The organism is Clostridium fessum (assembly GCF_027698965.1).
GTDB lineage: Bacteria > Bacillota > Clostridia > Lachnospirales > Lachnospiraceae > Otoolea > Otoolea fessa.
This window is the reverse complement of sequence record NZ_JAQEQF010000004.1, coordinates 130,625-156,990: the sequence shown is the minus strand read 5'-3', so window position 1 is coordinate 156,990 and position 26,366 is coordinate 130,625. Positions and strand designations below refer to the sequence as shown.

Genomic DNA, 26,366 nt, shown 5'->3' with positions numbered 1-26,366 from the left:
TCTTTTACCTATTATCTTCTCACTTCTTCATCCCAGCTGCCGTCTTCTTTCACATACCAGCCGTCCGGTGTCCGGCGTTTTGAATACATAATGCCGGCACTGCCGTCGTGATTCGAATTCAGATAATACCATTTTCCATTGATGAACTGCCATCCTGTAAGCATACCCTGGTTTTCGTCCATATAGAACCATCCCTGGTACAGGGTGTCATAGATCCAGCCGGTACTCAGATATCCCTCAGCGCCAAATGCCCACCATCTGCCGTTGACTTTTTCCCAATGAAATGCACCGGTATTGCCCATAGGCCAGGTGCCGTCACTGTAGCGGAGCCATCAGCCTCTGGCATCCTTTATCCAATGGCTGTAACCGTCATTCACTGCCTGATTCGATGCACCGGTGATAACCCCCTGCTCCTCGCTGCGGTAGCCTTTCTGGCTATCTTTGGTTACTGTGCCGGAACTTACGCTGCTGCTTTTTCCACTGCTGCTTTTTCCACTGCTGCCTTTTCCGCCGCTGCCTTTTCCGCCGCTGTCTTTTCCGCCGCCTGAATGACTGCCTGAGCTTGAAGGCGCTTGCTGAACCGTCACATTGACTGTTTTTACAGCATCATTGAAATTGGCCATCGAAGCTTTCACATATACCTGATAAGTTCCCGCATCTGTAAAGCCTGGGATCTCACTCTGGTAATCCACTCCATTCTTAGAATAAGTAAATACCACTGCATCCGGACTCACATTTGAAAGACCGGTTTCCACAGATGCATGGATCTGCGGCTTCTGCTCGGTACCATTGTAGGTAAGCGGATCTGCCGACACAATCATGGATGCGAAATCACGTGCTATGATACTGCCTTTGATGGATGCGCTACTTTCTGTCAGCTCATAATTCTTTGCATTGTCACCTGCTAACGTAATATTTGCCGCCTCAATATTGTGCTCTCCAACATCCGCACTCTGATATGCCAAATTCACCTGGTCAGCACGAACATCCTGAGAATCAGGAGTACCGGAATCACTGTAAAGCTGAACGGATAAATTCTGCTCCTCCCTAATATCTGTCGTTCCATCATAGACTTTATCGAAAGAGCCTCCGGTTATCCGCGCATTTAATTTACACTTGTCGATTGTAAATATAGCTGTATTCGATTCATTCTTATAATTTCCCTGTCCCAACAGATGGACAGTGTATGTTCCAGCATCTTTTCGCTCTGTAACTTCCCTATTATCAGTTCCTGTCCAATATGTCCAATATTTGATTGTATAATCCGCCTTATTCACTTCATCTCTGGAAGCTCCCTGCCAGTTCTCAACCACTTTGATCTCCGGGTTCCGGGATTGACCATTATAAATGACGTTCTCTGGTTCAAGTGTTACTTTTGTATCTGTAAAACTCCGTTGGGTAATATTTGTTTGGTTGCGAGAGCAAAATATCTTCGACTTGTAATTATCTACTGTCACTCTTACAAATACAAACTGATCAGACTCTGCAACCTTCACAATCCTCGGACACTCCGACTTCCACTGAGCTTCTTGTAAATCACCCGTACTATTTGTACTCTTCAGCTGATATTCATATCCTGCACCATTAGGAATACCACTTACGCTAATGGCAGCTGCCGGATATCCTTGGCCTCCCCTATATTCACCGCTGGCAGCCGTTACGCTCAAGTTCCAGGAATCAGGAAACTTTGCTTTATTAACCGTCAATGTTATATAAACCGGTTTTTTTCCGGCTTCATATAATCCACTTTCCTGTGTATTCACCTTGATTTTAAATACACCAGCCTTGGTCACCGTCAACTGACCCGTTTTCTCGTTAATCGTTCCTTCTCCTTTATCACTTCCTGTATATTCAGCAAGTTCATATTGCAGGTTTCCGGCTCTATCCGGTTGATGAATACCCGCAAGGCTTGGAACATCGATCGACATATTTTCGCTATAATCTCTACTAATTTCCGCTGTATAACCTGTAATTTGATCCGGTTTCTGCTTTAAATCATCGGGCAGACTTCCGTTTCCGCTGATTGTGCCTTTATTGATAAATGTTCCGTCTTTTTCTTTTACAAATGGACCGTTTGAAACAAATTCTCCTTCATTGGTAAGTGTGCCACTATTAATTGTCGTACTTCCGGAGGTTACCTTTCCGCCACTTGCAACAGTGAAGGAACTATCCTTAGTAATATATAATCGATCCGTAATCAGTTCGTTGGCTCTGATCATTGCAGGTTTACCCCTCTGCACAAATCCTGTTCCACCATTATCAGCACTTGTTGAAATTGTTCCACCTGAAAGTTCAAAACTACCCTCATTCTCAATTCCGGGTTTCCCACTTCCAGTTGCCGTTAATGATCCACCCGTCATCCGGAAATTTCCACGGACAAGCACGCCATTCTTGCCTGTTCCCGCAGCAGTAACAGCGCCTCCGTTAATATTTAAAATTCCATCGCTTCCCACAACAATGCCTCCTGAGAATGGATCGCTATTGTTTCCCGCATCGGCAGTTGCTTCTATCGTTCCACTTTTTATCGTCAAGATGCCTGCGACCACTATTCCGCTGGATCCATCCCTACTTGTTCCTGTCGTTGGAGAATTCTTAGCTGTCAAAGAAGCGGGTGCTGTTCCTTCCTTAATCGTCGCGCTTACATTTTCCTTAATTTTGAGGCCAACTCCTCCAACACCTTTTCCTTTTCCCTCTAATACATTGCTTCCATTTAATACTATCTCCCATGTTCCCCGGCTTAACTCAAGGTTCTGTATGGTAGTAGCATTCGTCATTCTTAATTGAAAGCTATTTTCTCCTGAATTAGTAACCTCTATACCGCGAGCGTTCAATAAATTCATTACGTCGTCGTTAAGACTAGAAAACCCACTCTCATCATAGGCAAGACCTTTACAAGTTTTCCCTTCTTCAAAATTTACATTTAACACAACATTATTAGGATTATATACCGTCAATGCCGCCTGGTCTCCCGTCACAGACACTTCCACCACCAGCGCCTCTGCATCTTCCGCCAGTTCATATACCTCCGGCAGCTCTGCTGCAAACTCATAGGTGCCTTCCAGCGGCCAGCGGCCTTCTTCATCCTGCACATACTCGTTACAGCTCCAGCCAGTGATCGGAAGTTTTTCCTCTTTACCAGCTTCGCTTTCCGCTCCGACCTGGGCAATAATAGCCTCTGGTAAGTACTCCGTGACTTCTTCGAAGGATGGCTGGGCTTCCTCGGTAACTCCGCTAAGCTCTAATTTGCCATCCAGCAGATTCTCTTCCGGATCATACCAGGATCAGGAGAAGATCTGGGACTTCACAGCCGGTATCACTGTTCCGCCTGGAACTGTCGTATCTTCCATATCCGATGGTGTACTGACGGAAGGTGCATCCTCCTGTTTCTCGTCATTCTCCGCTTTGTCAGCAGAATCCTTCTGATCGTTGGTTTCTTCATCATCCGGCCCGGTTTCAGAATCGTCCTCGTTCGTACCGGAAGACACGGCTGTATTCCGTATGCATCCGCTTTCTACAGTGCAGACGTGGGTACATTCCGTCGGCTCTTCTCCTATCTGGGACGAGGTCGCTTCCTCATCCGGCTCGCCGTAGCACTCCTCGGAATGCACATGGACACATTTTTTCTTCTCTGTCTTCTGCGGCATATCCGCCCATGCTGTATTTCCAAATAATGTCGATACTGCCAATGTCATTGTCAGACACATCGCTGCCGCCCTTCGTATACTTTTCATTCTCCCATCTCCTCTCTGTTTACCTTTCATCTCTTTTGACGCCCATGAAGTTTAATTCTCATACTGTTATTATTGAACAATTTTCAAAAAATGTCAATAAACCATACACAATATATGCTTGGTACCGTTATTGTTACTGTTCACGGGTAGGCACTTTTGGAACCGAACGACATTTCTCCTTTGTCCTCAACTTTTTTTACCTGATTTCCCGATTTTCATTGTGAATTTCGTTACCTGCTATCTCCATCCCGCCCCAGATACTCCCACACAAACCGCGATACTTCCGCCTTTTTATGGTACCTCTCCCGCACCGCATATACATGCAGCCGGGTCTTTGCACGCGTCATTGCCACATAGAACAGACGTCGTTCTTCCTCCATATCCTCGTCCAGCATCGCGCGGCTGTGCGGTGTGATGCCTTCATTGGCATCGAGAATATAGACAATGGGAAATTCCAGCCCCTTGGCGCTGTGCATCGTCGCCAGCGTGATCGCATCCGTCTCCGTCCGCCGCTGCGCCGCCTGCCGGAGCAGTTCCTCCTTGTACGCCTCGATGTGTGCAAACCACTCGTCAAAGGTCTTGAAACCCGCCGCACTTTCTTTTAACTCATCGGCAGTCTCTAAAAGTTCCTCCGGCCGCATCCGCCGGAATGCCGCATACTCGATCAGATATTCATCGTATCCCATGCCCTGGCGGATATAATTGACGGCTGCCAGAGGTGACATCCGGGCGATGGCCCGCAGATCGCCTTCCAGACTCTCGATCCGCTCGGCAATCCAGTCTTTCTCCGCATAGAATACCTTCATCCTCTCGAACGAAACTGTCTCATCCGGCATCGCGTCCCGGCTGATATAACGCTTCGGACGGTTGATGACCTGCAAAATATCTTCCCGCGCCCGGCTTCCCATGGCGATCCGGATATAGGTCAGGATATTTCGCGAAATCCAGTGTTCATAGAGGTTCGGCACCGTATCCCTTGTCCGGAAGGGAAGGTTGTATTCCATCAGCTTTTCCATCAGAAAACGAGGACCAGCATTGGTCCGGTATAAAACTGCGATATCCCCCGGCCGCACTCCCGACTGCAGATACAGCTGTATCTCCCTGGCAATGGCCAGATTTTCTTCCCCCGGATCCTGCCAGAGCTTCGTGATCACGTTCTTCCCATGCCGTCCCGTTGTATGGATGGCCTTTGAAAAACGTTTCTGGTTTTCTCCGATCAGCCGCAATGCCGGTGCCACGATCTCCTCGGTGCTTCGGTAATTCACATCCAGAAGAATCCGTCCGGCACCCGGATAATCCCGCTCAAACCCCAGCATAATCTCCGGTTTGGCCCCACGAAACCGGTAAATCGACTGATCATCATCGCCCACGATAAAAAGATTATCTTCCGGCTTGGCTAACATCCGCACGATCTCATATTGAAGTCGGTTGATGTCCTGAAACTCATCAATCAGGATGTACCGATACCTCCTCTGCCAGGCAGACAGGATATCTTTTCTTTCCGTAAAAAGTTCCAGACACAGCACCATCATGTCATCGAAATCGATGAGTCCGGCCCGGCGCATTTTCTCTTCATAGCCCGCATAGAGCTGACGGAAAACTGCATCCGGACAGTTTTTGGAATAGTAATGTTCCAGTGCAATCCTCTCTCCCTTGACAGAGCTTATCTCACTTAAAATGGAGGCTGCAAACTCATTTTCATCCTCCGGCTCCAGACCTCCGGCCTGAGCCAGCTCCCGAACAAACTGCATCTGCTGCTCTTCCCGGACAATATTGTCAGCGGTATATCGGTATGCCAGCTTTAAGATCCTGAAAAAGATCGAATGAAACGTGCCGAAGGTGACTCTGGAGCCGCCGCCGGTCAATGCTTCATACCGCTCCCGCATCTCCTCGGCTGCTGCCCGGGTAAAGGTAATCACAAGAATATCCCCCGGATCGATTCCGTACTCCTTCGTCAGATACTGGACCCGATGGGTGATCACCGTTGTTTTCCCTGATCCCGGTCCCGCCAGAACCATCATGGGACCATCTTTATGCATGATTGCCTGTGTCTGTGCTTTACTGAATGCCATTTCCTGTTTCCTTACTCCACAATTCAAGAATATCTCGGCATATTTGCTTCGAAATTCGCATTTTGATGTGCAAGACATCCTTCTGCCGCGCATCTGAAGCAAATCTGTCAAGTACAAATGTAAGAAAAGTGCGCCTTGGAATGTATTTCTCACAAAGCGCACCTTTTCACTGCTTTTCATGCATCTACGATACATGAAAAAGCAGTTGTTTATTTACTACCTACTGATTTAATCTGCGAAGCCAAACTTGCTTCAAGTCGAACATCGACGGTTACGACAGCCTACTGCTGTGCCTCCAGAAGCTCAATTCCCTTCTTGATACGGCTGATCGACTCTTCCTTGCCAAGCACTTCCATAATCTCGGTCGCGCCTGCCGGTGTCATCTGCTTGCCGGATACAGCGGTACGGATCGGCCACATTACGAAGCCGGTCTTAACGCCCTCTTTGGATACATACTCGGACAACGCCGCGTACAGAGCGTCGTTGGAGTAATCCTCCTGTGCTTCCAGAATCGGCAGAACATCTTTTAATACCTTTAAGGATGTCTCCAGATTGGTCTTCATCTTCTTGTGAACATACATCTGCGGATCGTACTCCGGCAGTGTCTCGAAGAAATCGATGTGTCCCTCAATATCCGGGAAAATCTCGATTCTCGTCTTAACCATCGCCGCGATCTTCTTCAGATCCAGATCCTTGGTGATTACTTTCTTGATGTACGGCTCTGCCATCTCATAGAACTTATCAAAATCCATCGCCTTGATGTACTCGCCGTTCATCCATTTCAGTTTTACCATATCGAAAACCGCCGGAGATTTGCTGATATTCTTGTAGTTGAACTCTTTTACCAGCTCGTCTAAGGAGAAAATCTCCTGATTATTTTCCGGTGACCAGCCAAGCAGGGCAACGAAGTTGACAACTGCCTCGGAAACGAAGCCCTGATCGATCAGATCCTGATAGGAAGAATGACCGCTTCGCTTGCTCAGCTTCTTGTGCTCCTCGTTCGTGATGGTCGGGCAGTGCACATAAACCGGAACCTCCCATCCGAATGCGTCGTACAGACGGTTGTACTTCGGTGAAGAAGACAGGTACTCGTTACCGCGGACTACATGGGTGATCTGCTGTAAATGATCGTCCACCACATTTGCGAAGTTGTAGGTCGGGAATCCATCCGATTTGATTAAAACCATATCGTCCAGCTCGGAGTTATCTACGGAAATATCCCCGTAAATCTCATCGTGGAAGGTAGTCTTTCCCTCGGTCGGGTTGTTCTGACGGATGACAAACGGCTTTCCTGCCTTTAAGTTTGCCTCTACCTCTTCCTTGGAAAGGTGCAGGCAGTGCTTATCATAGGTCATGATCTCTTCGCCGTTTACTTCTCTCTTTAAGCTGTTTAAGCGTTCCTGATCGCAGAAACAGTAATAAGCTTCGCCTTTATCAATCAGCTTCTTCGCATATTCCATGTAGATGCCCTGTTTCTGACGGTCGCTCTGTACATACGGGCCAACCGGACCTCCGATGTCCGGACCTTCGTCATGCTTCAGTCCGGTATCGCGCATCGTATTGTAAATGATCTCGGTCGCGCCTTCAACGAAACGCTCCTGATCGGTATCCTCGATTCGCAGGATAAAATCGCCGCCCTCATGTTTTGCAATCAGGTATGCGTATAATGCAGTTCTTAAGTTTCCTACATGCATTTTGCCTGTCGGGCTCGGTGCGTATCTGGTTCTGATCTTTGTCATACTTTTCACACGGCTGTCTGGAAGCTTATGTTCCAAACAGTTTTTCCTTTCCTAGAAATAATTAAAATATTGGAATTATTAAATAAAGTAACTGTTCCGTAAGTCTGCGCATTTACTGCGCTGACCATACGAAAACATGGGCCAGCAGGCAGGTAATTTATATCACGCCTTCATATTCAGCAGATGGCACGCCAGCTGGAAATAAATCATCAGGCTGCACGCATCCACGATCGTCGTGATCATCGGCGACGCCATGATCGCCGGGTCGAGATGGATCGTCTTCGCCGCAATCGGAAGCACACATCCGATCGTCTTCGCGATGATAACCGTGCAGAACAGGCTGATAACTACCGTCAGGCAGATGAGTACCTGCCCCGGATACTGGATCATCAGGCGCACGAAATTGACAAGCGCCAGAGAAAGTCCACAGAGCATTCCCACGCGGATTTCTTTCCACATAACTTTCAGAATATCCGCCGGTTCTACCTCGCCGACCGCCATACCACGGATGATCATCGTGCTCGCCTGGCTGCCGGAGTTTCCGCCCGTATCCATCAGCATCGGAATAAACGTAACCAAAAGCGGAATTACCGAAAAGGCATTCTCATATTTTAACAAAATACCGCCGGTCACCATACTGCTCAACATCAGGATCATCAGCCACGGAATACGGTTTCTCGCAAGCTGGAACACGCCCGTCTTCAGGTACGGCTTCTCACTCGGCAGCATCGCCGCCATCTTCTCGAAGTCCTCCGTCGCCTCCTGCTCCATGACATCCATGACATCATCGACCGTGATGATGCCGACCAGACGGTCTTCGCCGTCCACAACCGGTAAACTCAAGAGGTTGTACTCATTGAACGTCTCCACGACCTTTTCCTGGTCTTCCGTCGTATACGCCTTGATCACATGCGGATCCATGATATCGCCCATGAGCGCCGCATAATCATTCATCAGAAGATCCTTGACCGTCACAACGCCCTCTAAGCGGCGTTTTTCATCCATGACGTAGCAGGTGTAAATCGTCTCCTTGTCCACACCATATTTCCGGATATAATCAAATGCCTGCTCCACCGTCATATTTTTCTTGAGTCCCACGTACTCCGCCGTCATGACGCTTCCGGCGCTGTTTTCCGGGTAATTGAGGAACTGGTTGATCAGTTTTCTCGTATCCGGGCTGGAGTTCTGAAGTACGCGCCGCACGATCGTCGCCGGCAGCTCCTCCAGCATATCGACCGCATCATCGACATACAAATCGTCAATGATGGCACGCAGCTCATTATCCGTAATACTGGTAATGATGTGCTGCTGCTGTTCGACTTCCAGACAGGCAAATACCTCCGATGCCAGCTCTTTCGGCAGCATACGGAATACAACGACCGTCTTTTCTGAATCCAATTCTTCGATAAATGAGGCAATATCCACCTCATTCATCTCGACCAGCTGGCTTTTCAGCTCCCGGTACTTCTTCCCGGTCAGCAGAGCCAGCAGCTCTTCTTTCTTCTCTTCTTCTAACATTCCCGTCTCCTTCCAAAATATTGTCATTTTGGAAATCGGACAGGCTGCTCCCTTCCTGCTCCTGCACACAGGCAGAATGCCGGAAACTTATCCACAGATGCGGCAGTGTACACAAGGAATCCGCTGTTTGCAGCTGTCATTCCTGCAAATGCATGTGTACGCTGCCTTCGGTTCTGGGTAGCTGCCGTCTGATTCCGCCTTATGACTCCGGCTTTCCATTGTGTTCACTCCTCTCCTGATTTTCTCGCATGAAAACATCCGGCAGATTGATGCTCGATACCGGATGTCTCTTTTTATTATAATAATTGAATGAAAAAATAGCAATCTTTTTATCGAAGTTATCCAAAAAAACGTTGTTAAAAAGTAATTATTCACGGGTAGGCACTTTTGGAACCGAAAATGCCGCTCAGATACCACCACGGCGGCAGCAGCTTTCGCATACCCGCGGCTCCCGGCAAAAAGACTGAAGCGTCAAAAAAGATCGGGCAGAGCAGGAGGCTCGCAAGGATAAACACCGGAATCAGCGCCGCCAGAAATCCCGGCTTCCGGCAGACTGCCAGGCATCCAAAGGCATACATGGTCACGAAGAAGAGATAAAAAAGCAGCTTTCCCGCCTCTAAAAGCGGCTCTGCCCCATTTCCCGACGCCAGAAGCGCCGCATAGGCCGAAATGGATGCTAAAAATACAAACGCCGCGATCTCCGCCGTCTGCAGCAACCACCGCTCCCGGCTCCGGACCGCCGCATAAAGCCCGCGCTCTGCATCCTCGCCCGCCATGACAGCTGCCGCCAGCCCCATGATAAAAAGGAATACCGCCGTCAGCCCGCGCACCGGAAAGACCACCTTCATCGCCCCTGTCTGCAGTGCCGTTCCTCCCTGTAAAGTCTGATAATCAAAGGTAAAGGTGCTTCCGTTGCTGCGGTATTTTTCATAGAGTTCCATCAGCACGCCGCACGCCTTTTCCCGCGCCTCCGTCGTCTGGCAGCGCGCCATCACCGTCTGGAATGCCGCTCCATTTTTCCCATAGTCCGCCAGCAGTTCCCGCCCGTACACCTCGAACAGTTCAGAAAATATCTTTTCTGATATAATTTTCTCTGCCACTGTGGACGGCGACACCAGCACGCGGACCGCACGGGTATAATGCCCCTCGTCCAGCCGTTCTTTTAATCTCTCTGGAAACAGGTAGGCGCACTCCGCCCGTCCGGTCATAACCTCCTTCTTTGCCTCTTCCTCCGTCCCGCACGGATAAAAGAAAAATGAACTGCTCTCTTCCGATTCCAGTCTTTCTGCAAGCGCCTGATTCCACGCATCCGTTCCCGGACAGAGCGCCACCGCGATCCGCCCGGAATCCCGTTTTTCCACCTGATGGAGCACGCCCATTCCCAATGGAAAGATCAGAAGAAACAGGAGGAACACCGGGCGGTAAAGAGCCCGCCGCAGCGTCATTCCAAACATACAGAACCACCACGCCAGCTTCCGCATCCGTCAATCCCTCCTTTTTCCGGCGGCAAGCGCCAGTGCAAAGCATGCCAATGCAGCCGCTGCCAGTTTCCACAGCACCGAAACCGCCCCTGTCTCCTCGCCCGAAGCGATAAAGCGGATTCCATCCATCCAGAGAGCCGTCACCGTCATATTTCCGACTTTCTGAACCAGTTCCGGCAGAAAGACGGACGGGATGATGCCGCCCGCCAGAAAGAGAAATACCACATTGACCGCAAACAACGTCAAAATCGCCGCTGCCGAACTTCTGCACACCTCATAAAACAGCAGAATCCACGCCGAAACTGCCGTGCAGGTCAGCCCCCACGCCGCCAGTTCTTCCCGCCCCGCCAGCGCATATCCCTTCTGCACCGCCCAGCCATAGCCGCCCGCCGTGACTGCCATCAGAAGAAGCGTCATGCACAAGCATTTGCAGAAAAGCGGATACCACCGCCGGATCCCGATGCGCCGAAGCCCCTGTTCCAGCGCCTCCGTCTGGGGAGCCAGAAACGGCGCTGCCGGGATTCCGGTAAGAATCATCAGAAATACAATCCCCGAAATTCCATAAAAGACCGCCGTCGATACATTCCCTGCAGCGCTGACCGTTTTCTTCCGGAAAAGTGCCTCCCGGTTCATCGCATATTTTAAAAAGATACGGTTCAAATCCTGTTCAGACACCGAAATCTGTTCCGGCACTCCCTGGATATTTAAACATTCATTTGCCGCGTAGATCGCCGCCTGCGAAGTGCCAAGCATCGAACTGCCCGACTCCGCCAGCTCCCTGAAAACGGTGCCTTCCAGCCCGCTCTCATCCGGAAACCAGATCATGGCGGGCTGGTTCGTACCGTCCAAAATGCCGCGCGCCATGCCGGACGGCACCTCGAAAACCGCCTGAAGCTCCCCGCTTTTCATCTTTTGGAACGCTTCATCGTGTTCCAGATATGAAAAGTCGCAGAGACTTTCCACGCTGTCCAGTGAGGCAATCATTTTGGTTATCTTTTCCGAAAGCGCATCGTCCTCCGGAAGCACCACGCCCACCTCGATTTTCTTTAAAGATGTTTCCCCATATAAAACCTTAGACGCCGAAAATGCCGCCATGCCGACGAGCAGCACCATCACCGCCAGCCCTGCCAGAAAATACGGCAGCTGGCGGAGCAGGCGCTTTCCGGTCAGCAGCAGATACATCATATATGTTCGCATTTTTCGCCGCCTATGACATGACTTTCAGGAGAATTGCGAACAGGTTGCCTGTTATCTCCGTTGTGACCTGGTTATAATCCTCCTCGGAGGAAGCCAGCACATCAAATGGAACGCCGTCCGGCTGCATGATCTCATCCTCCAGCGGGTTGACATAATAGGAACCGGCAAATTCAACATAAGAACTGCTTCCATTTAACAATGTAGTTTCCAGACGCAGGGAATCCATATCGATATGGACGCTCTCGCCCTTTGAAAGGTCGCTGACCGCGCCATTCGTCGTGAGCGACGCCTGAGACGCACCGTTACTCTGCAGATCCAGCTTTACCTCATAGCTGCCGTCCGCGATCTGATAGTCGCCATCCAGAATAAACTGGTATTTTTCTTCGTCGCCTTGCAGGGTCGCAATTACCTGACCACTCCAGCTCTTTCCAGCCTCGTAAGCGCCTGTTTTATCCAGGGAAACCGTGATAATCTGACCGTCCGAATCCTCAATATTTAACGCCCCATTCACATTCGACAGCATGTTGTAACCGCCGCCAAAGGAAACATCGCCGTAAAAACGGACATTTTCTTCCTCAACCGTTGCATTCGTCTCATAGGAAAATCCAGCCATTTTGCCGTCTTTTCTCACATAGACATCCATCGTCACATCCCCGATGGTATTTTCCATTTCCTCTACCAGATTGTCCAGCACCGCTTCCGCCTGGGCCCAGAGTTCCTTCTGCTGTTCCTCCGGATCCACGCTCTCTCCGTCCCCGTCCGCTGCATAGATGCCGCTTGCGCCGCCTGCCAGTTCCAGATAGCGCACCACATCCTGCTTGAGCGTCTCATCGTTCAGGAAAAATTCTCTCGTCGTCTTTGCAAAGCTGATCAGCGCATCCTTCGGCAGAGTCACATGGTAACCGCGGCAGTTCTCGCTCTGTCCGTCGATCGTAAACTCTTTTTTGTCATTCTTAGTGACGGTCATAGCCGCTTTGAGGTCATCAATCGCCTTGCTTCCCTCTTTGTAGCGGTTCCAGAGTGCTTTCAGATCCAGCATCGGCTCCTCGTCCGAAAGCGCTTCCTTGTACTGTCCCAGATAATTTGCCAGCCCCTCAATATCAATCCCCTGCTCTTCGAGCTTCTGCGCCGCATACGGAGAATTAATGAGCTGTCCTTCCAGATCATTGGCATAGTCAAGGGTAAACATACGGCTGGAAAGTACCGGAATCGCCGCCATGATCTGTGTATCATCCATGTAAAGCTGTGCGTCCGCCAATTCTCCTCCGCCATACTGCAAGGAAAGATTTAGCAGCTGCCGTCCGCTGTCCACATCGCGCTTCACATCCAGACCGATGCCCGCACCGCTCATCTGGTTCAGGGATTCATCGGAAATACCTGTCATACTTAACTCCATCCCCGTCTGCGCGGATCCCTTCTGTAAAAGGTCTTCCAGCTCTTTCGTCCCAAAGATCTCCTCAGACGGATTTAACTGCCCTTCCGCCGTGATGCTCTTGAACGCATCGATCACTGTGTCCTTCGGATCTGCCTGATGGCTGAGCATCACACCGCCGCCGATCACGGCCACCGCTGCGGCTGCTCCGGCTGGAATGAGCCATTTCTTCCTGCTGGAACCATTTCCGCCCGTTCTGCCACCTGCAGCATTTCCACCGATTTCAGCGCCAGCTGTTCCGCCTGCACCGGTTCCATCCGCTGTGTTAGATGCGGCCGTAAGCGCCTGCGCCGCTGCCTCTGCCGGGTTTAGTGGGGTTGAATTGTTTGACATGTTTGTATTGTTTGCATTGTTTGTGTTGTTTGTGTTGTTTCCCTCTTTCACCTTGTACCTCCTCCTGTTTTCTCACTCTTAAAACGTTACTGTTCACGCATACGTGCCCAGTAACCTTAAAACCTCTGTATCAGCTCCCGCGCCGAAAGCCCTGCCTCCGTCGGAACCAGCACACCGTCCTTTAATACATAAAGGGTTGTACACGCCCCTATCTCTCCCATCTCATGGGATGTTAAAAGAACTGTCCCCCCTGCTTTCACATAGCTCCTGATATAAGTCAGGATCTGCTCCTTTGCCTCCAGGTCAAGCGCTGCCCCCGGTTCATCGAGAATCAGGATATCCTCGCGCCCGGAGAGTGCTGCCGCGATGCTCAGCCTCTTTTTCTCTCCGCCTGAAAGCCGTCCCGCCTGCGTTTTCAAGAATCGGTCCACGCCCAGCACACGACCGACGCCACATTCCAGATCCCGCTCCATCTCCCGCCGTTTTCCCCGGAACCAGAGACGGTAATTATCAAATGCCGTCAGCTCCGGGATCAATGGGTTTTCCTGAGGCACATAGGCGATTTTTTCTTCTAATAGACGATGTCTTCCAAGCGCCTCCTGCCCGTCAATCCGAATACTCCCCCGATCCGGCTTGCGGATCCCCGCGAGGATCGAGAGCAGCGTTGTCTTGCCGCATCCATTTCCGCCGACAATCCCGATGCATGCCCCTGGATTTGCCCGAAAAGAGACATTTTTTAGGATCGTCCTTCCGCGGTACCGTTTTTCTATCCCTGTTACCTCTAACATATTTTTCCTCTTTGTAAAGTAAAAAGGAACACCGCAAAGCAGAAGCGAACCGCTTCTCTGCCTTGCAGCATTCCTTACTTTATCTGGTCTGCGCCGCAGTGATGCAGGCACATTGATTTTATGATGGATGATTGCAGCACATCGTGTGCATTTGCAATCTATTTATTATTTATTTTCAGCCAGATCGCCTGGTTTCATGCTCAGGTTGATACGCCCCATCTTATCGACCTCGATTACCTTTACAGTAACTTCATCGCCGATGTTGACAACATCCTCTACCTTCGCTACGCGCTTGTCCGAAAGCTTGGAAATATGAACCATACCATCCTTGTTCGGAGCCAGCTCTACGAATGCACCAAAATTCATGATACGGACAACGGTACCTGTCAGAATCTGACCCGGCTCGATGTCGGTCACGATGCCCTTGATGATGGAAACTGCCTTGTCGATCATTGCCTGATCGGTGCCGCATACAGATACGCTGCCATCGTCCTCGATATCGATCTTAACGCCGGTCTGCTCGATGATCTTGTTGATTACCTTGCCCTGTTTGCCGACTACATCGCCGATCTTCTGCGGATCGATGGAGATCTGAACGATCTTCGGAGCATACTGGCTGACGGTCTTTCTCGGCTCGGAGATAACCGGAGCCATAACTTCATCCAGAATGTAGAGTCTTGCCTCTCTCGTCTTAGCGATTGCCTCCTCGATGATCGGGCGGGTCAGACCGTGGATCTTGATATCCATCTGGATGGAAGTAATACCCTTGTGAGTGCCGCCTACCTTGAAGTCCATATCGCCGAAGAAGTCTTCCAGACCCTGGATATCGGTCAGAACGATGTAATCATCATCGGTGTCGCCTGTTACCAGACCGCAGGAAATACCAGCTACCGGAGCTTTGATCGGTACACCTGCTGCCATCAGGGACAGAGTGGATGCACAGATACTTGCCTGGGAGGTAGAACCATTGGATTCCATCGTCTCAGATACGGTACGGATTGCATACGGGAACTCTTCCGCAGTCGGAAGTACCGGCACAAGCGCACGCTCCGCCAACGCACCATGACCGATCTCACGGCGTCCCGGTCCTCTGGACGGTTTGGTTTCGCCTACGGAGTAGGACGGGAAGTTGTAATGGTGCATATATCTCTTGGATGTCTCGTTCTCATCCAGTCCGTCGATCTTCTGTGCCTCGGACAGCGGAGCCAGTGTACAGATATTTAAAATCTGTGTCTGTCCACGGGTGAACATACCGGAACCGTGTACACGCGGCAGAATGTCGATCTCTGCTGCCAGCGGACGGATCTCGGTAATACCGCGGCCATCCGGACGCTTGTGATCTTTGAGGATCATCTTGCGGACAGTCTTCTTCTGGTACTGATATACAGCCTCACCCAGAACAGCCAGCCACTCCTCGTTATCAGCGAATGCCTCTTCCAGGCGCTCGGTGATTGCGCGGATATTCTCTTCTCTCTTCTGTTTCTCGTCTGTAAATACAGCCTCTTCCATCTCTTCCTGCGGAACCAGCTCACGAATCGCTGCAAACAGCTCTTCCGGAACTGCACAGCTCTCGTAGGAATGTTTCGGCTTGCCGCACTCTGCTACGATGGTGTCGATGAATTTGATGATCTCCTGGTTTACTTCGTGTGCCTTGAAGATCGCATCGATCATGATGTTCTCCGGAACTTCCTTTGCGCCAGCCTCGATCATGATAACCTTCTCGCGGGTGGAAGCAACGGTCAGAGCCATATCAGATACTTTCTTCTGTGCGTTAGTCGGGTTTACGATAAACTCGCCGTCGATCATGCCGATCTGGGTGGTCGCACACGGACCATCAAACGGGATATCGGAAATGCAGGTTGCGATTGCAGAACCTAACATCGCGGTATACTCCGGGCTGCAGTCCTGGTCAACGGATAATACGAGGTTATTTAAGGTAACATCGTTGCGGTAATCCTTCGGGAACAGCGGACGCATCGGACGGTCGATAACACGTGCCGTCAGAACTGCGTTCTCAGATGCCTTTCCCTCTCTCTTGTTAAATCCGCCCGGAATCTTTCCGACCGAATACATCTTCTCCTCAAACTCAACGCTTAACGGGAAGAAATCAATACCGTCACGCGGCTTGTCAGAAGCTGTCGCGGTTGATAATACGGTTGTATCTCCATAATGCATAAATGCAGCACCATTTGCCTGAGCTGCTACACGGCCAACATCCACTGTTAAAGTTCTGCCAGCCAGTTCCATCGAAAAACTCTTGTACATCTCATATCTCCTTTCATCTTGTTTTGCAGAAGAACCTTCACATTCTCATACGCCGCTTTCGGTTCCAAAAGTGCCTTTCTGTGAAAAGTAATACCGAAACTACTGCTCTGCCCGCAAATATGTTTTTCTGCTTTACGGGTACAGCAGCGGTCTCGGACTTTTCTTCTACATAAACAACTAGGGTGGATTGCTCCACCCTATACGTTTTAATCTTAATTACTTTCTGATGCCTAACTTCTCGATCAGTGCACGGTATCCTTCCAGATCGGATTTCTTTAAGTAATCCAGAAGACCACGTCTCTGTCCTACCATCTTCAGAAGTCCGCGGCGGGAATGATGATCCTTCTGATTGGATTTTAAATGCTCTGTAAGCTCAGCGATTCTAGCGGTCAGAATTGCGATCTGAACCTCCGGTGAACCTGTATCGCCTGCTTTTCTTCCGTACTGTTCGATAATAGCTGCTTTCTTTTCCTTTGAAATCATTGTGATTTCCTCCTTAAAATAATTATTCTTACCGTATGCTAAGTTTATGTCGGAGTCGTCAAAAAACTGAGCACCGGCGGACTTATACCTAGTTAGTATAACACAATATGTTTTCGGTGTAAATCATTTTATGCAGGTTTTTTCTCGATTTTATTCCCGTTTCTTCCTATGCTCCTGGTCCCACTGCAATATTTCCACCATTATCCCCCGAAGGACCTCCCGGTCCTGCCTGGGTCGGTGCCGCAGTCTCCGGCGCTTTCGTCTCCGCCTGCGTCGGCGCTGTGGTCGGTGCCGGACCCGGTGCCTGTGTTTCTGCCGGTGCTGGCGCCTGCGTCTCTGGCGGAGCTGCTGTTTCTGCTGGCGCCTGCGTCTCTGCCGGCTTCGTCTCCGCCGGTTTTGCCGTACCGCTCGTCGTACTCTTCTCCGTACCAGGCAGATTGTAGCAGATCACCGGAGTTCCTGCCGAAATATTGTCAAAGATCGTCTTTGCAACACTCGGCGGCAGGTTGATACAGCCGTGGGAACCGCCCGTCTTGTAAATCGTACCGCCAAAACTGCTTCTCCACTTCGCATCATGCATACCGATACCATTATTGAACGGCATCCAGTAATTAACCGGCGTCCGGTAATTTTCACCCTTCAGGACCGCATTTTTCTGCTTATATGCCAGCGGATACGAGCCTGCCGGGGTTCCCCAGCCTTTCGCCAGGTTTCCAGATACGAAATCCGACTCTACCACCAGCTTTCCTTCTTTATAGAAGAAAAGGTGCTGTCCGGTCAGGTTGATCTCCACGTAAGTATCGCCGTAGTCATTTGCCCCATGGCTCGCCGCCTTCTGGGAATACTCCGGCTCACGCGTCGTACTCTCGCCGGAGGCAATTATCGCTGCCAGCGCTTCCGTCTCTGCCGCCTGGTTGATCTTCCAGCCATAGGTTCCGCCGCTTACCTGAATCGTGGAACCATACGATGTTTTCAATGTTTTCGCTTTGTTTGAAGTATTGTGTGCTTTCGCCATCTCAGACACGTACTCCGACACCTTGGAGGAATCTACCGAAACACTTCCGTCTGCATTGGCAATCAGCCACGCATGAATCTGATCTCCATTTAAGGTCTCCGTCGAATCGCCAAACTGGTATGTCACGCTCATTTTCGCGTATTTATTCATCTTATCCAGCTGTTCTGCCAGAGATGCATCGTCTTTCAATACCGTCGGCTTCTTATAGACATCTGCTTCCTCCAGCGATAAATGATCCTGCAGATTCTCGATCGCACCCGTTACCGCCTGTGTCAGCTTCTCCGCCTCGACTGCCGTTCCTTCCTGTTCGGGCTCAATCGAATATCCCTGTCCGGACACATACTCAGAAATCTTTGCATTGACCGGTTCTACCGCTTTCTCCGGGTCTAAACACGATAAATTCCGGATCTGGCTTTCCAGCGCCGCATCGTCATACGCCACCATGGTTCCGATCGTATATTCTTCCTGTTTCATATGCCACAGCCATGCGAACGGGTTCTGCGCCGCTACCATCTTTTCCAGGCTGCCGTCAAACTCCGCATGCAGTTTGATATCGGTTCCGGCGATGGTTTCTGTCTGATTATTTCTCTCATCGATCGTCAGTGTATAACCATTCACACCTTCCGCAATCAGTTCCTGCACCTCTGCCGCTGTCTTTCCGGACGCGTCAACACCGTTGATCTGCGTATTCGGAAAGAAACGGGTCTTATATTTCTGGGACATTCCCACATAGACGCCTCCGGCTGCCACGAGCAGAATGCCCGCCGTACAGGCAGCGATCCACGCCGCCTTTTTACCGTTTTTTCTATGCTCAGCTTTCAGAGCTGCCTTTTCCGGGGTGGCTTCCGTCCAGGATGCCGTCTTTCCGGAATCCTGTCCCCGCTGCGGCGCCGCATGGGCTGCCTCCCGCCCTGTACCCGCGCTCTGATTTCCACGGGCGCGGCTGCGCTTTCGACTGGCTGTCTCCTCCGGCTCTTTCTCCGGCAGGCGTTCCGGCTCTTCCCACCGGTTCTGATCCTGACGCTCTGGCTGGTGTATGTTTTCCATGTCCAGCTCTGCTTCCCTTAGGATCCGTTCTTCCATATCCCGGTCGAAATAATCATCATCCAAATAGCCCTCATCCGGCTCATCCAGATAATCTTCATCTTCCAGCATAATCTCCCGGCTGTTCATCGCCGTATTTCGTCTCACCGGCTCCCGCCCATCTTCGCGGCTGCCGGAACGTGAATTTTTATTCAAATTCCCGTTTCTATCTGTCATCTTCCTATTCTCCCTTTAAAAATCCAATACGGGTTCCTATTCCCGGAAGGACCTGCCATTCAAGTAATGGTTTTATCATTTGGCATATTTTTCTGACAAAAATCCATGCTATCTGTGTTGCTGGTCCTCCATCGTCCTATTGTATATAAGTTTTAAACGGAAGTCAACTTACAAAACTCTGTCATTTTCTGGTATATTCTGTTACGTTTCTGTTCACGGGTAGGCACTTTTGGAACCGAAAGTGCCGTAAGAAAACGTGGTGGCAGCAGGAATTTGCCGTATTTAAATGCGAAGCCACGGCAAATTCCGTTACTGGTCACGTATGCGTGAACAGTAACTATATTCTGTTACAGAACGCGTAATGGGACGTAATTTTCTATGAAACAGAAACAAAGAGCTGCCGCGCCGCATTTTTATGTCAGCCCGACAGCTCTTTTCTATTTTTGTCCTGTCCGTATTCTATTTCTCCAGCTTTCCGAACAGTCCTTTCTTCTTATGTTTCTCGCCCTCCGGTGCAATTCCGTTCATGGCATCGTCAAACTTGCGAAGCGCTTCCTTCTGTGCCTCGGTCATGCGCTCCGGAACCTGTACCACCAGCGTCACGAAATGGTCGCCGCGCACGTTGCGGTTACGCAGGGACGGAACACCTTTTCCTTTCAGACGGACTCTCGTATCTGTCTGGGTTCCCGGTTTGACCTCATACTCTACCTCGCCGTCCACCGTCTTGATGCGGATCGGACCACCGAGTGCTGCTTTCACGAAGGAGATCGGCACGGTTGAGTAGATCGTTGTATCCTGACGCTTGAAGATCGGGTGCTGGGATACCACTACTTCTACCAGCAGATCTCCGCGCGGACCGCCGTTGGTACCCGGTTCGCCATTGCCGCGGTCACGCAGCATCTGACCGTTGTCGATACCTGCCGGGATCGTCACTTTGATCTTCTTTCTCTTCGCTACATAGCCGGTTCCGTAGCAATCCGGGCATTTATCCTTGATGATCTTTCCGGTTCCGTTACAATCCGGACAGGTCTGTACATTCTGAATCTGACCAAAGAACGACTGCTGCGTGTACATGATCTTGCCTTTACCGTTACATTTCGGACAGGTCTGCGGCTGGGTTCCCGGTTTTGCACCCGTTCCATGACATTTCTCACAGGTTTCCTTTAAGTTTAACTCCAGCTCTTTTTCACAGCCGAAGATCGCTTCTTCAAAAGTAATCCGCACACTGGTACGCACATCTGCGCCGCGCATCGGTCCGTTGCTTCTGCCGCCGCGGCTGCGTCCGCCGCCAAAAATATCTCCGAAGATATCTCCGAAAATGTCTCCCATATCGCCGCCGTTGAAATCAAAACCACCGAATCCGCCAGCGCCGCCTGCACCGCCGTCAAAAGCCGCATGACCGAACTGATCATACTGACGTCTCTTCTCCGGATCACTCAGTACGCTGTACGCCTCCGATGCTTCCTTAAATTTATCGGCTGCCGCCTGATCGCCCGGATTTGCATCCGGATGATACTTTTTGGCCAGGGTTCTGTATGCTTTTTTGAGTGTCGCATCGTCCGCATCCTTCGGGACGCCTAAGACCTCATAGTAATCTCTCTTACTCTCTGCCATTTCAGCTCTTCCTTCCCAAAATCCGCCGGTACATTTGACCGCATCCGGCAGAGTTTCTATCGTATCTATTTATCTTCCCACAACGTAACTGTTCAGTACCTTCACAGTCACGCGCAAAAATCCATTAAAAATTGCCTACGGCAATGGGATTTTTGCCTGCTGGCCCATGTTTTCGTACGGTCAGCGCAGTAAATGCGCAGACCTACTGAACAGTTACCCCAAAACCTACAAATGGGGGTCTGCCGCAGATTCCTGCGACAGCCCCTCACTGCGTTTTTCTATTGATACCCCGATGCCCCGGATTGCTCCGCACTACCTGCTCCCGCAATCCTCAAAAGCATTCGTAATCCGCTCATTTTTCTTTGAAAAATGGCTGCCTATTATATTATACCTCTTTAAAGTCGCCGTCAACTACATTATCGTCGTGCGGTGCACTTCCTGCATCAGCTGCACCCTGAGCACCGCCCTGTGCTCCTGCTGCGCCAGCTGCCTGTGCCTGCTCGTAAACCTTGCTGAAGAGTGCCTGTGCACTGTTCATCAGTTTCTCCTTGCCAGCCTTGATTTCATCAATCTGTGCATCGGTCATCTGGTCGATCGGAGCTTTGTTGATAGCTTCTTTCAGTGCATTTAAGTCAGCTTCTACGGCTGCTTTATCGTTTGCATCGATCTTATCGCCTACATCCTGCAGAGCCTTCTCGGTCTGGAATACCATGGAGTCAGCTTCATTTCTTGCATCGATGCCCTCTTTTCTCTTCTTATCCTGTGCCTCGTACTCAGCTGCCTCTTTGACTGCCTTGTCGATATCGGAATCGGACATATTGGAACCAGAGGTAATCGTGATGTGCTGCTCTTTACCTGTACCAAGGTCTTTTGCAGATACATTTACGATACCGTTTGCATCAATATCGAAGGTAACCTCAATCTGCGGAACACCTCTTCTTGCCGGAAGAATGCCATCCAGACGGAAGGTTCCCAGTGTCTTGTTGTCCTTTGCGAACTGTCTCTCGCCCTGTACAACGTGGATATCAACAGCGGTCTGGTTATCAGCTGCGGTAGAGAAGATCTGGCTCTTCTTGGTCGGGATTGTGGTATTTCTCTCAATCAGTCTGGTTGCTACACCACCCATAGTCTCGATGGACAGGGACAGCGGAGTTACATCCAGAAGAAGGATATCACCGGCACCGGCATCGCCAGCCAGCTTACCACCCTGGATAGCTGCACCGATTGCTACGCACTCATCCGGGTTTAAGGATTTGCTCGGCTCTTTACCAGTCAGACGTTTTACTTCTTCCTGTGCTGCCAGCATACGTGTGGAACCACCTACCAGAAGTACTTTGCTTAACTCAGAAGCAGTGATACCAGCATCTTTCAGTGCGTTCTGTACCGGAATTGCGGTTCTCTCGATTAAGTCTCTGGTCAGTTCATCAAATTTAGCTCTGGTCAGGTTCATATCCAGATGCTTCGGTCCCTCGCTGGTTGCAGTGATGAACGGAAGGTTGATATTGGTTGTAGTTGCGGAAGAAAGCTCTTTTTTCGCTTTCTCAGCTGCTTCTTTCAGTCTCTGAAGCGCCATCTTATCAGCGGAAAGGTCTACACCCTCTGCTTTCTTGAACTCGTCGATCATCCACTGGGTAATACGGTTATCGAAATCATCGCCGCCCAGATGTGTATCGCCGTTGGTTGCCAGAACCTCGATAACGCCGTCACCGATCTCGATGATGGAAACATCGAATGTACCGCCACCTAAGTCATATACCATGATCTTCTGCTCTTTCTCATTATCAAGGCCATACGCAAGCGCTGCTGCCGTCGGCTCGTTGATAATTCTCTTTACATCCAGACCAGCGATCTTACCTGCATCCTTGGTTGCCTGACGCTGTGCGTCGTTGAAGTAAGCCGGAACAGTAATAACTGCCTCGTTTACCTTCTCGCCCAAGTAGCTCTCTGCATCTGCTTTCAGCTTCTGCAGAATCATCGCGGAAATCTCCTGCGGCGTATATTTCTTGTCATCAATGGTTACTTTGTAGTCGCTGCCCATGTGTCTCTTGATAGAAGAAATGGTCTTCTCAGCGTTGGTAACTGCCTGACGCTTTGCCGGCTCGCCGACCAGTCTCTCGCCTGTCTTTGTAAATGCCACAACGGACGGTGTGGTACGGATACCTTCTGTATTTGCGATAACAACCGGTTTACCACCTTCCATAACGGCTACACAACTGTTTGTTGTACCTAAGTCAATACCGATAATCTTGCTCATAGTTATTTCCTCCTGAAATTATCTTTTTCTGGCAGTTCTCTTTCTCCCCATGGGAGTTAAATTCTGCCGCCTGTCTGTCTATATTATATCAAATCAACCACCAGCACCGAATTCTGGGTGCCAGCTGTTTACGTGTTACCTATTTTAATTTGCCACTTTTACCATGCTGTGGCGAACCACGCTGTCGCGGTATACATAGCCTTTCTGGAACTCCTCGGCTACCACATTCTCACCCAGGTTTTCATCCTCAATATGCATCACTGCATTGTGGAAGTTCGGATCAAATGGCTGACCAACCGCTTCGATTGGCTTTACACCTGCATCACCCAGTGTTTTTACGAGCTGCTTGTAAACCTTATCCATGCCCTCGGCGAAAGCACTTTTTTCTTCGCCCTCCGGGATGGTCGCCAGACCACGCTCGAAATTGTCCACCACCGGGAGAATCTTCTCGATGATGTCCTTTGCGCCAATCTCATACATCGCTGATTTTTCTTTCTCCGTTCGTTTTCGGAAATTGTCAAATTCAGCCATCGTGCGCTTCAGGCGATCCGTCAGCTCCTCGATCTGCTCATCTTTCTTATCCTTCTTTTTGGAGAAAAATCCTTTTTTCTCTTTTTCTCCCTCCGGCGCTTGTGCGTCTTCCGAAGAAGCTTCCTTTTCCTTCACTGCCTCAGCTTCTGCCTGGGTTTCTGTTTCTTTTACCTGCTCCTCATTTGCTGCCTCGGCTGCTTTGGAATCTATCTCTGTCTTTGCCATGTCTCTCACCTCTTTATTTTGCACATCCGTGCTACTCGGTATCTTTATGATTGAATGTCTGATCGAGCTGGCTCTTTAATGAGCGCAGGGTCGATACAACTTTGTCATAATCCATTCGTTTCGGTCCAACGATTCCTATCGTTCCCCGAAGTCCGTCCCCCAATTCATAATTGGCAGTAACGATACTGCAGTCCTTCATCGACTGCACCTGTGTCTCACTTCCGATGTAGACCTGAATCTCATTTTTCTTATCGCTGTCCGCATCGTCCTCGGTAAGAATCTCTCTCCAGAGGTCTTTCTGCTCCAGTGTCCCGATGAGCTGGCTGGCTTTCGCACCATCGCTCAGTTCCGGATATTTGAAAATGTTCGTCGTACCTTCTGTGTAAATCTGTAAATCTTCCTCGCCGGAACGAATCGCCTCGGCCACCTCGCTTAGTACCACATCCACGATGTGGCTGCGCTCACCTGCCTGCCCTTTCATCCGGGTAATGACATCCAGATTAATCTGCTCCATCGTCAATCCGTTGAGACCGCTATTTAAAAGAATATTCAGATTCAGGATGTCCTCATCGGTCAGTTCCGCATCAAGTGTCACAATCGAGTTCTTGATAATGTTGCCTTCTAAAACAGTGACAATCAGGAGTTTCCCGGTTTCCACTCTGGAAAGCTGTATAAACTTGATCTTCGTCTGGTGATACTGCGGTCCGCTGATCAGCGTCGCATAATTCGTATTGCTTGCCAAAAGCTTTGCCATCTGCTTTAACAGAAGCTCCACCCGATCCACTCTCTGGATGACCATATCACGCACCTGCGTGACCTCCGTCTCTTTCTCATGAATCAACTGATCTACATAGAAACGATATCCTTTATCCGAAGGAATCCGGCCTGCCGATGTGTGCGGCTGAATGATATATCCCAGTTCTTCCAGATCCGACATCTCATTTCGAATCGTCGCCGAACTGAGTTTCAAATCGGAATACTTGGAGATCGTTCTGGAACCAACCGGCTCTCCGGTCTCCAGATAGTTCTGGATAATCGCTTTCAAAATCTTTTCTTTTCTCTCATCCAGTTCCATCCAATCTCTCCTTCCGTGCATCCGCTTCCGCCGGTCTCTTAAACCCGCTCTGGAAGTTTTCTGTTAGCACTCAATCTATCAGAGTGCTAATATCTACAGTTCATACTATATTACTTACGCAAGTATTTGTCAATGATTTTTTTCGGTTTTTAAAAAAATTTTTTTCTTCTTTTTTCGAATAAAATTTTTCATTCTGCATACCCTGTTTTTAGGCACGCTGATTTTCACACTTTCTATAGGTAGAAACTCACTCACCCGCTTTCCTGTTTGCGTCCGAACAAGCTTTCGGCTTGTCGAACCTCCGACCGCTCCCAGAGCCCTATTTCCGGCTCTCCGGCTTGACATTTAACATTTTTGTAATATAATAGTAACAAATTATAACATTTGTAAACGCATTGCAATATTTGTGAGATACACAATCGTTGCGGTGAGACAAATGAATCTAAATTGAAATGAGAGGTTTTTATTTGATGAATATGATGAACACCATGCGGCGCGGACTTGCCACAACGGCAATGAGCCTGGTCTGTCTCATGGCAGGCACCATGAATACACTGGCAGCCACAGATGCCGGAACCGAGCTTGTCTCCCAAATAGATGCGGCAGCCGGTGAAGAAACAAACGGCACTTCCACCGAAGCAGCCCAGACACCATCTGGTCCGGCTTCCGATCCGGAGCTGATTAGAAAGCAGACAAACGCTGCTGCGGAAGAAGCAGCTGATACGAACTCTTCCGAGGCAGAAGTCGCTGCATTTTCAAATGAGTCTGCACAAGTGGAGGCAGAGAACGCTGACGAAGCTGCAACGACTGAAAATACTGACACAAATGCTGCTGCCGAGGCACAGGAAGCAGAGGCACCTGCTGAAATCTACGCCGGACGATTTACGACAACTGCTTACTGCAGCTGCCGCAGATGCTGCCGTGGCGGAAAGAACCGCACTAAATCCGGCACCATTCCACAGGCAGGACATACCATTTCCGCCGACTTGCGCGTATTCCCACTCGGAACTAAACTCCGCATCAACGGCGTTGTCTATACCGTTGAGGACAGCGGCAGCGGCATCCGCGGAAACAAACTGGACATCTTCTTCAATTCCCACAGTCAGGCACTGCAGTATGGAAAGAGAAGCGCCGATGTCTATATTGTCCGATAATTACATTAATTTTAAGCAAAAAAGGGTCTTGCAGATAGAAAATCTTTTACCTGCAAGACCCTTTTTTTATAATTCTTATTTGTAACTGTTCAGTACCTTCACAGTCACGCGCAAAAATCCATTAAAAATTGCCTACGGCAATGGGATTTTTGCCTGCTAGCCCATGTTTTCGTACGGTCAGCGCAGTAAATGCACAGAC

Annotated in this window: 18 protein-coding genes; 1 reads left to right on the top strand and 17 read right to left on the bottom strand. The window is 49.9% G+C overall.

What is annotated here, in order from left to right; genetic code table 11:
• Nucleotides 1-11: 11 nt before the first annotated feature.
• The 17 genes from PG862_RS07025 to hrcA all read right to left on the bottom strand — a co-directional run bounded on the left by PG862_RS07025 (nucleotide 12) and on the right by hrcA (nucleotide 25,013).
• Nucleotides 12-302, bottom strand: coding sequence for a hypothetical protein (locus PG862_RS07025; RefSeq protein WP_270706940.1), 291 nt, complete (start codon nucleotides 300-302; stop codon nucleotides 12-14).
• A 30-nt stretch (nucleotides 303-332) separates the two neighbouring features.
• Nucleotides 333-3,089 carry a YDG domain-containing protein gene (locus PG862_RS07020; protein ID WP_270706938.1) on the bottom strand — a complete coding sequence of 919 codons (2,757 nt, stop codon included), beginning with the start codon at nucleotides 3,087-3,089 and terminating at the stop codon, nucleotides 333-335.
• A 192-nt stretch (nucleotides 3,090-3,281) separates the two neighbouring features.
• Entirely contained in the window at nucleotides 3,282-3,731 is a 450-nt protein-coding gene (locus PG862_RS07015) for a hypothetical protein (protein WP_270706936.1), read from the bottom strand.
• A gap of 230 nt (nucleotides 3,732-3,961) precedes the next feature.
• A complete protein-coding gene (locus PG862_RS07010; protein WP_270234386.1) occupies nucleotides 3,962-5,803 on the bottom strand; it encodes an ATP-dependent helicase in 1,842 nt (613 codons plus the stop codon).
• 281 nt (nucleotides 5,804-6,084) lie between these two features.
• Nucleotides 6,085-7,542: a glutamate--tRNA ligase gene (gene gltX, locus PG862_RS07005; RefSeq protein WP_118743178.1), complete on the bottom strand. Its 1,458-nt coding sequence runs from the start codon at nucleotides 7,540-7,542 to the stop codon at nucleotides 6,085-6,087.
• A gap of 162 nt (nucleotides 7,543-7,704) precedes the next feature.
• Nucleotides 7,705-9,060 carry a magnesium transporter gene (mgtE, locus tag PG862_RS07000; protein ID WP_022360674.1) on the bottom strand — a complete coding sequence of 452 codons (1,356 nt, stop codon included), beginning with the start codon at nucleotides 9,058-9,060 and terminating at the stop codon, nucleotides 7,705-7,707.
• Between the two features lie 371 nt (nucleotides 9,061-9,431).
• On the bottom strand, nucleotides 9,432-10,541 hold the full coding sequence (locus tag PG862_RS06995) for a hypothetical protein (protein WP_270706934.1): 1,110 nt from the start codon (nucleotides 10,539-10,541) through the stop codon (nucleotides 9,432-9,434).
• Nucleotides 10,542-10,544: 3 nt separating this feature from the next.
• Complete coding sequence (locus PG862_RS06990; RefSeq protein WP_270706933.1) at nucleotides 10,545-11,738, bottom strand: ABC transporter permease; 1,194 nt, start codon at nucleotides 11,736-11,738, stop codon at nucleotides 10,545-10,547.
• Between the two features lie 10 nt (nucleotides 11,739-11,748).
• Nucleotides 11,749-13,554 carry a zinc ribbon domain-containing protein gene (locus tag PG862_RS06985; RefSeq protein WP_270706932.1) on the bottom strand — a complete coding sequence of 602 codons (1,806 nt, stop codon included), beginning with the start codon at nucleotides 13,552-13,554 and terminating at the stop codon, nucleotides 11,749-11,751.
• A 65-nt stretch (nucleotides 13,555-13,619) separates the two neighbouring features.
• Nucleotides 13,620-14,291, bottom strand: a complete 672-nt coding sequence (locus PG862_RS06980) for an ABC transporter ATP-binding protein (RefSeq protein ID WP_118673342.1) — start codon at nucleotides 14,289-14,291, stop codon at nucleotides 13,620-13,622.
• A 165-nt stretch (nucleotides 14,292-14,456) separates the two neighbouring features.
• Nucleotides 14,457-16,556 carry a polyribonucleotide nucleotidyltransferase gene (locus PG862_RS06975; RefSeq protein WP_107001095.1) on the bottom strand — a complete coding sequence of 700 codons (2,100 nt, stop codon included), beginning with the start codon at nucleotides 16,554-16,556 and terminating at the stop codon, nucleotides 14,457-14,459.
• Nucleotides 16,557-16,772: 216 nt separating this feature from the next.
• Nucleotides 16,773-17,039, bottom strand: coding sequence for a 30S ribosomal protein S15 (rpsO, locus tag PG862_RS06970; RefSeq protein ID WP_022358577.1), 267 nt, complete (start codon nucleotides 17,037-17,039; stop codon nucleotides 16,773-16,775).
• Nucleotides 17,040-17,205: 166 nt separating this feature from the next.
• Nucleotides 17,206-19,314, bottom strand: coding sequence for a L,D-transpeptidase family protein (locus PG862_RS06965; protein ID WP_118467198.1), 2,109 nt, complete (start codon nucleotides 19,312-19,314; stop codon nucleotides 17,206-17,208).
• A gap of 459 nt (nucleotides 19,315-19,773) precedes the next feature.
• Nucleotides 19,774-20,928 (bottom strand): molecular chaperone DnaJ, encoded by a 1,155-nt coding sequence (gene dnaJ / locus PG862_RS06960; protein WP_107001096.1) that lies wholly within the window; start codon nucleotides 20,926-20,928, stop codon nucleotides 19,774-19,776.
• 385 nt (nucleotides 20,929-21,313) lie between these two features.
• Entirely contained in the window at nucleotides 21,314-23,182 is a 1,869-nt protein-coding gene (gene dnaK, locus PG862_RS06955) for a molecular chaperone DnaK (protein ID WP_022359496.1), read from the bottom strand.
• A gap of 144 nt (nucleotides 23,183-23,326) precedes the next feature.
• Entirely contained in the window at nucleotides 23,327-23,938 is a 612-nt protein-coding gene (gene grpE / locus PG862_RS06950) for a nucleotide exchange factor GrpE (RefSeq protein WP_118471934.1), read from the bottom strand.
• Nucleotides 23,939-23,969: 31 nt separating this feature from the next.
• Entirely contained in the window at nucleotides 23,970-25,013 is a 1,044-nt protein-coding gene (hrcA, locus tag PG862_RS06945; RefSeq protein ID WP_118471932.1) for a heat-inducible transcriptional repressor HrcA, read from the bottom strand.
• A gap of 470 nt (nucleotides 25,014-25,483) precedes the next feature.
• Here hrcA and PG862_RS06940 point away from each other — a divergent pair, with 470 nt between their 5' ends.
• Nucleotides 25,484-26,167 carry a 3D domain-containing protein gene (locus tag PG862_RS06940; RefSeq protein ID WP_270706930.1) on the top strand — a complete coding sequence of 228 codons (684 nt, stop codon included), beginning with the start codon at nucleotides 25,484-25,486 and terminating at the stop codon, nucleotides 26,165-26,167.
• Nucleotides 26,168-26,366: the final 199 nt, after the last annotated feature.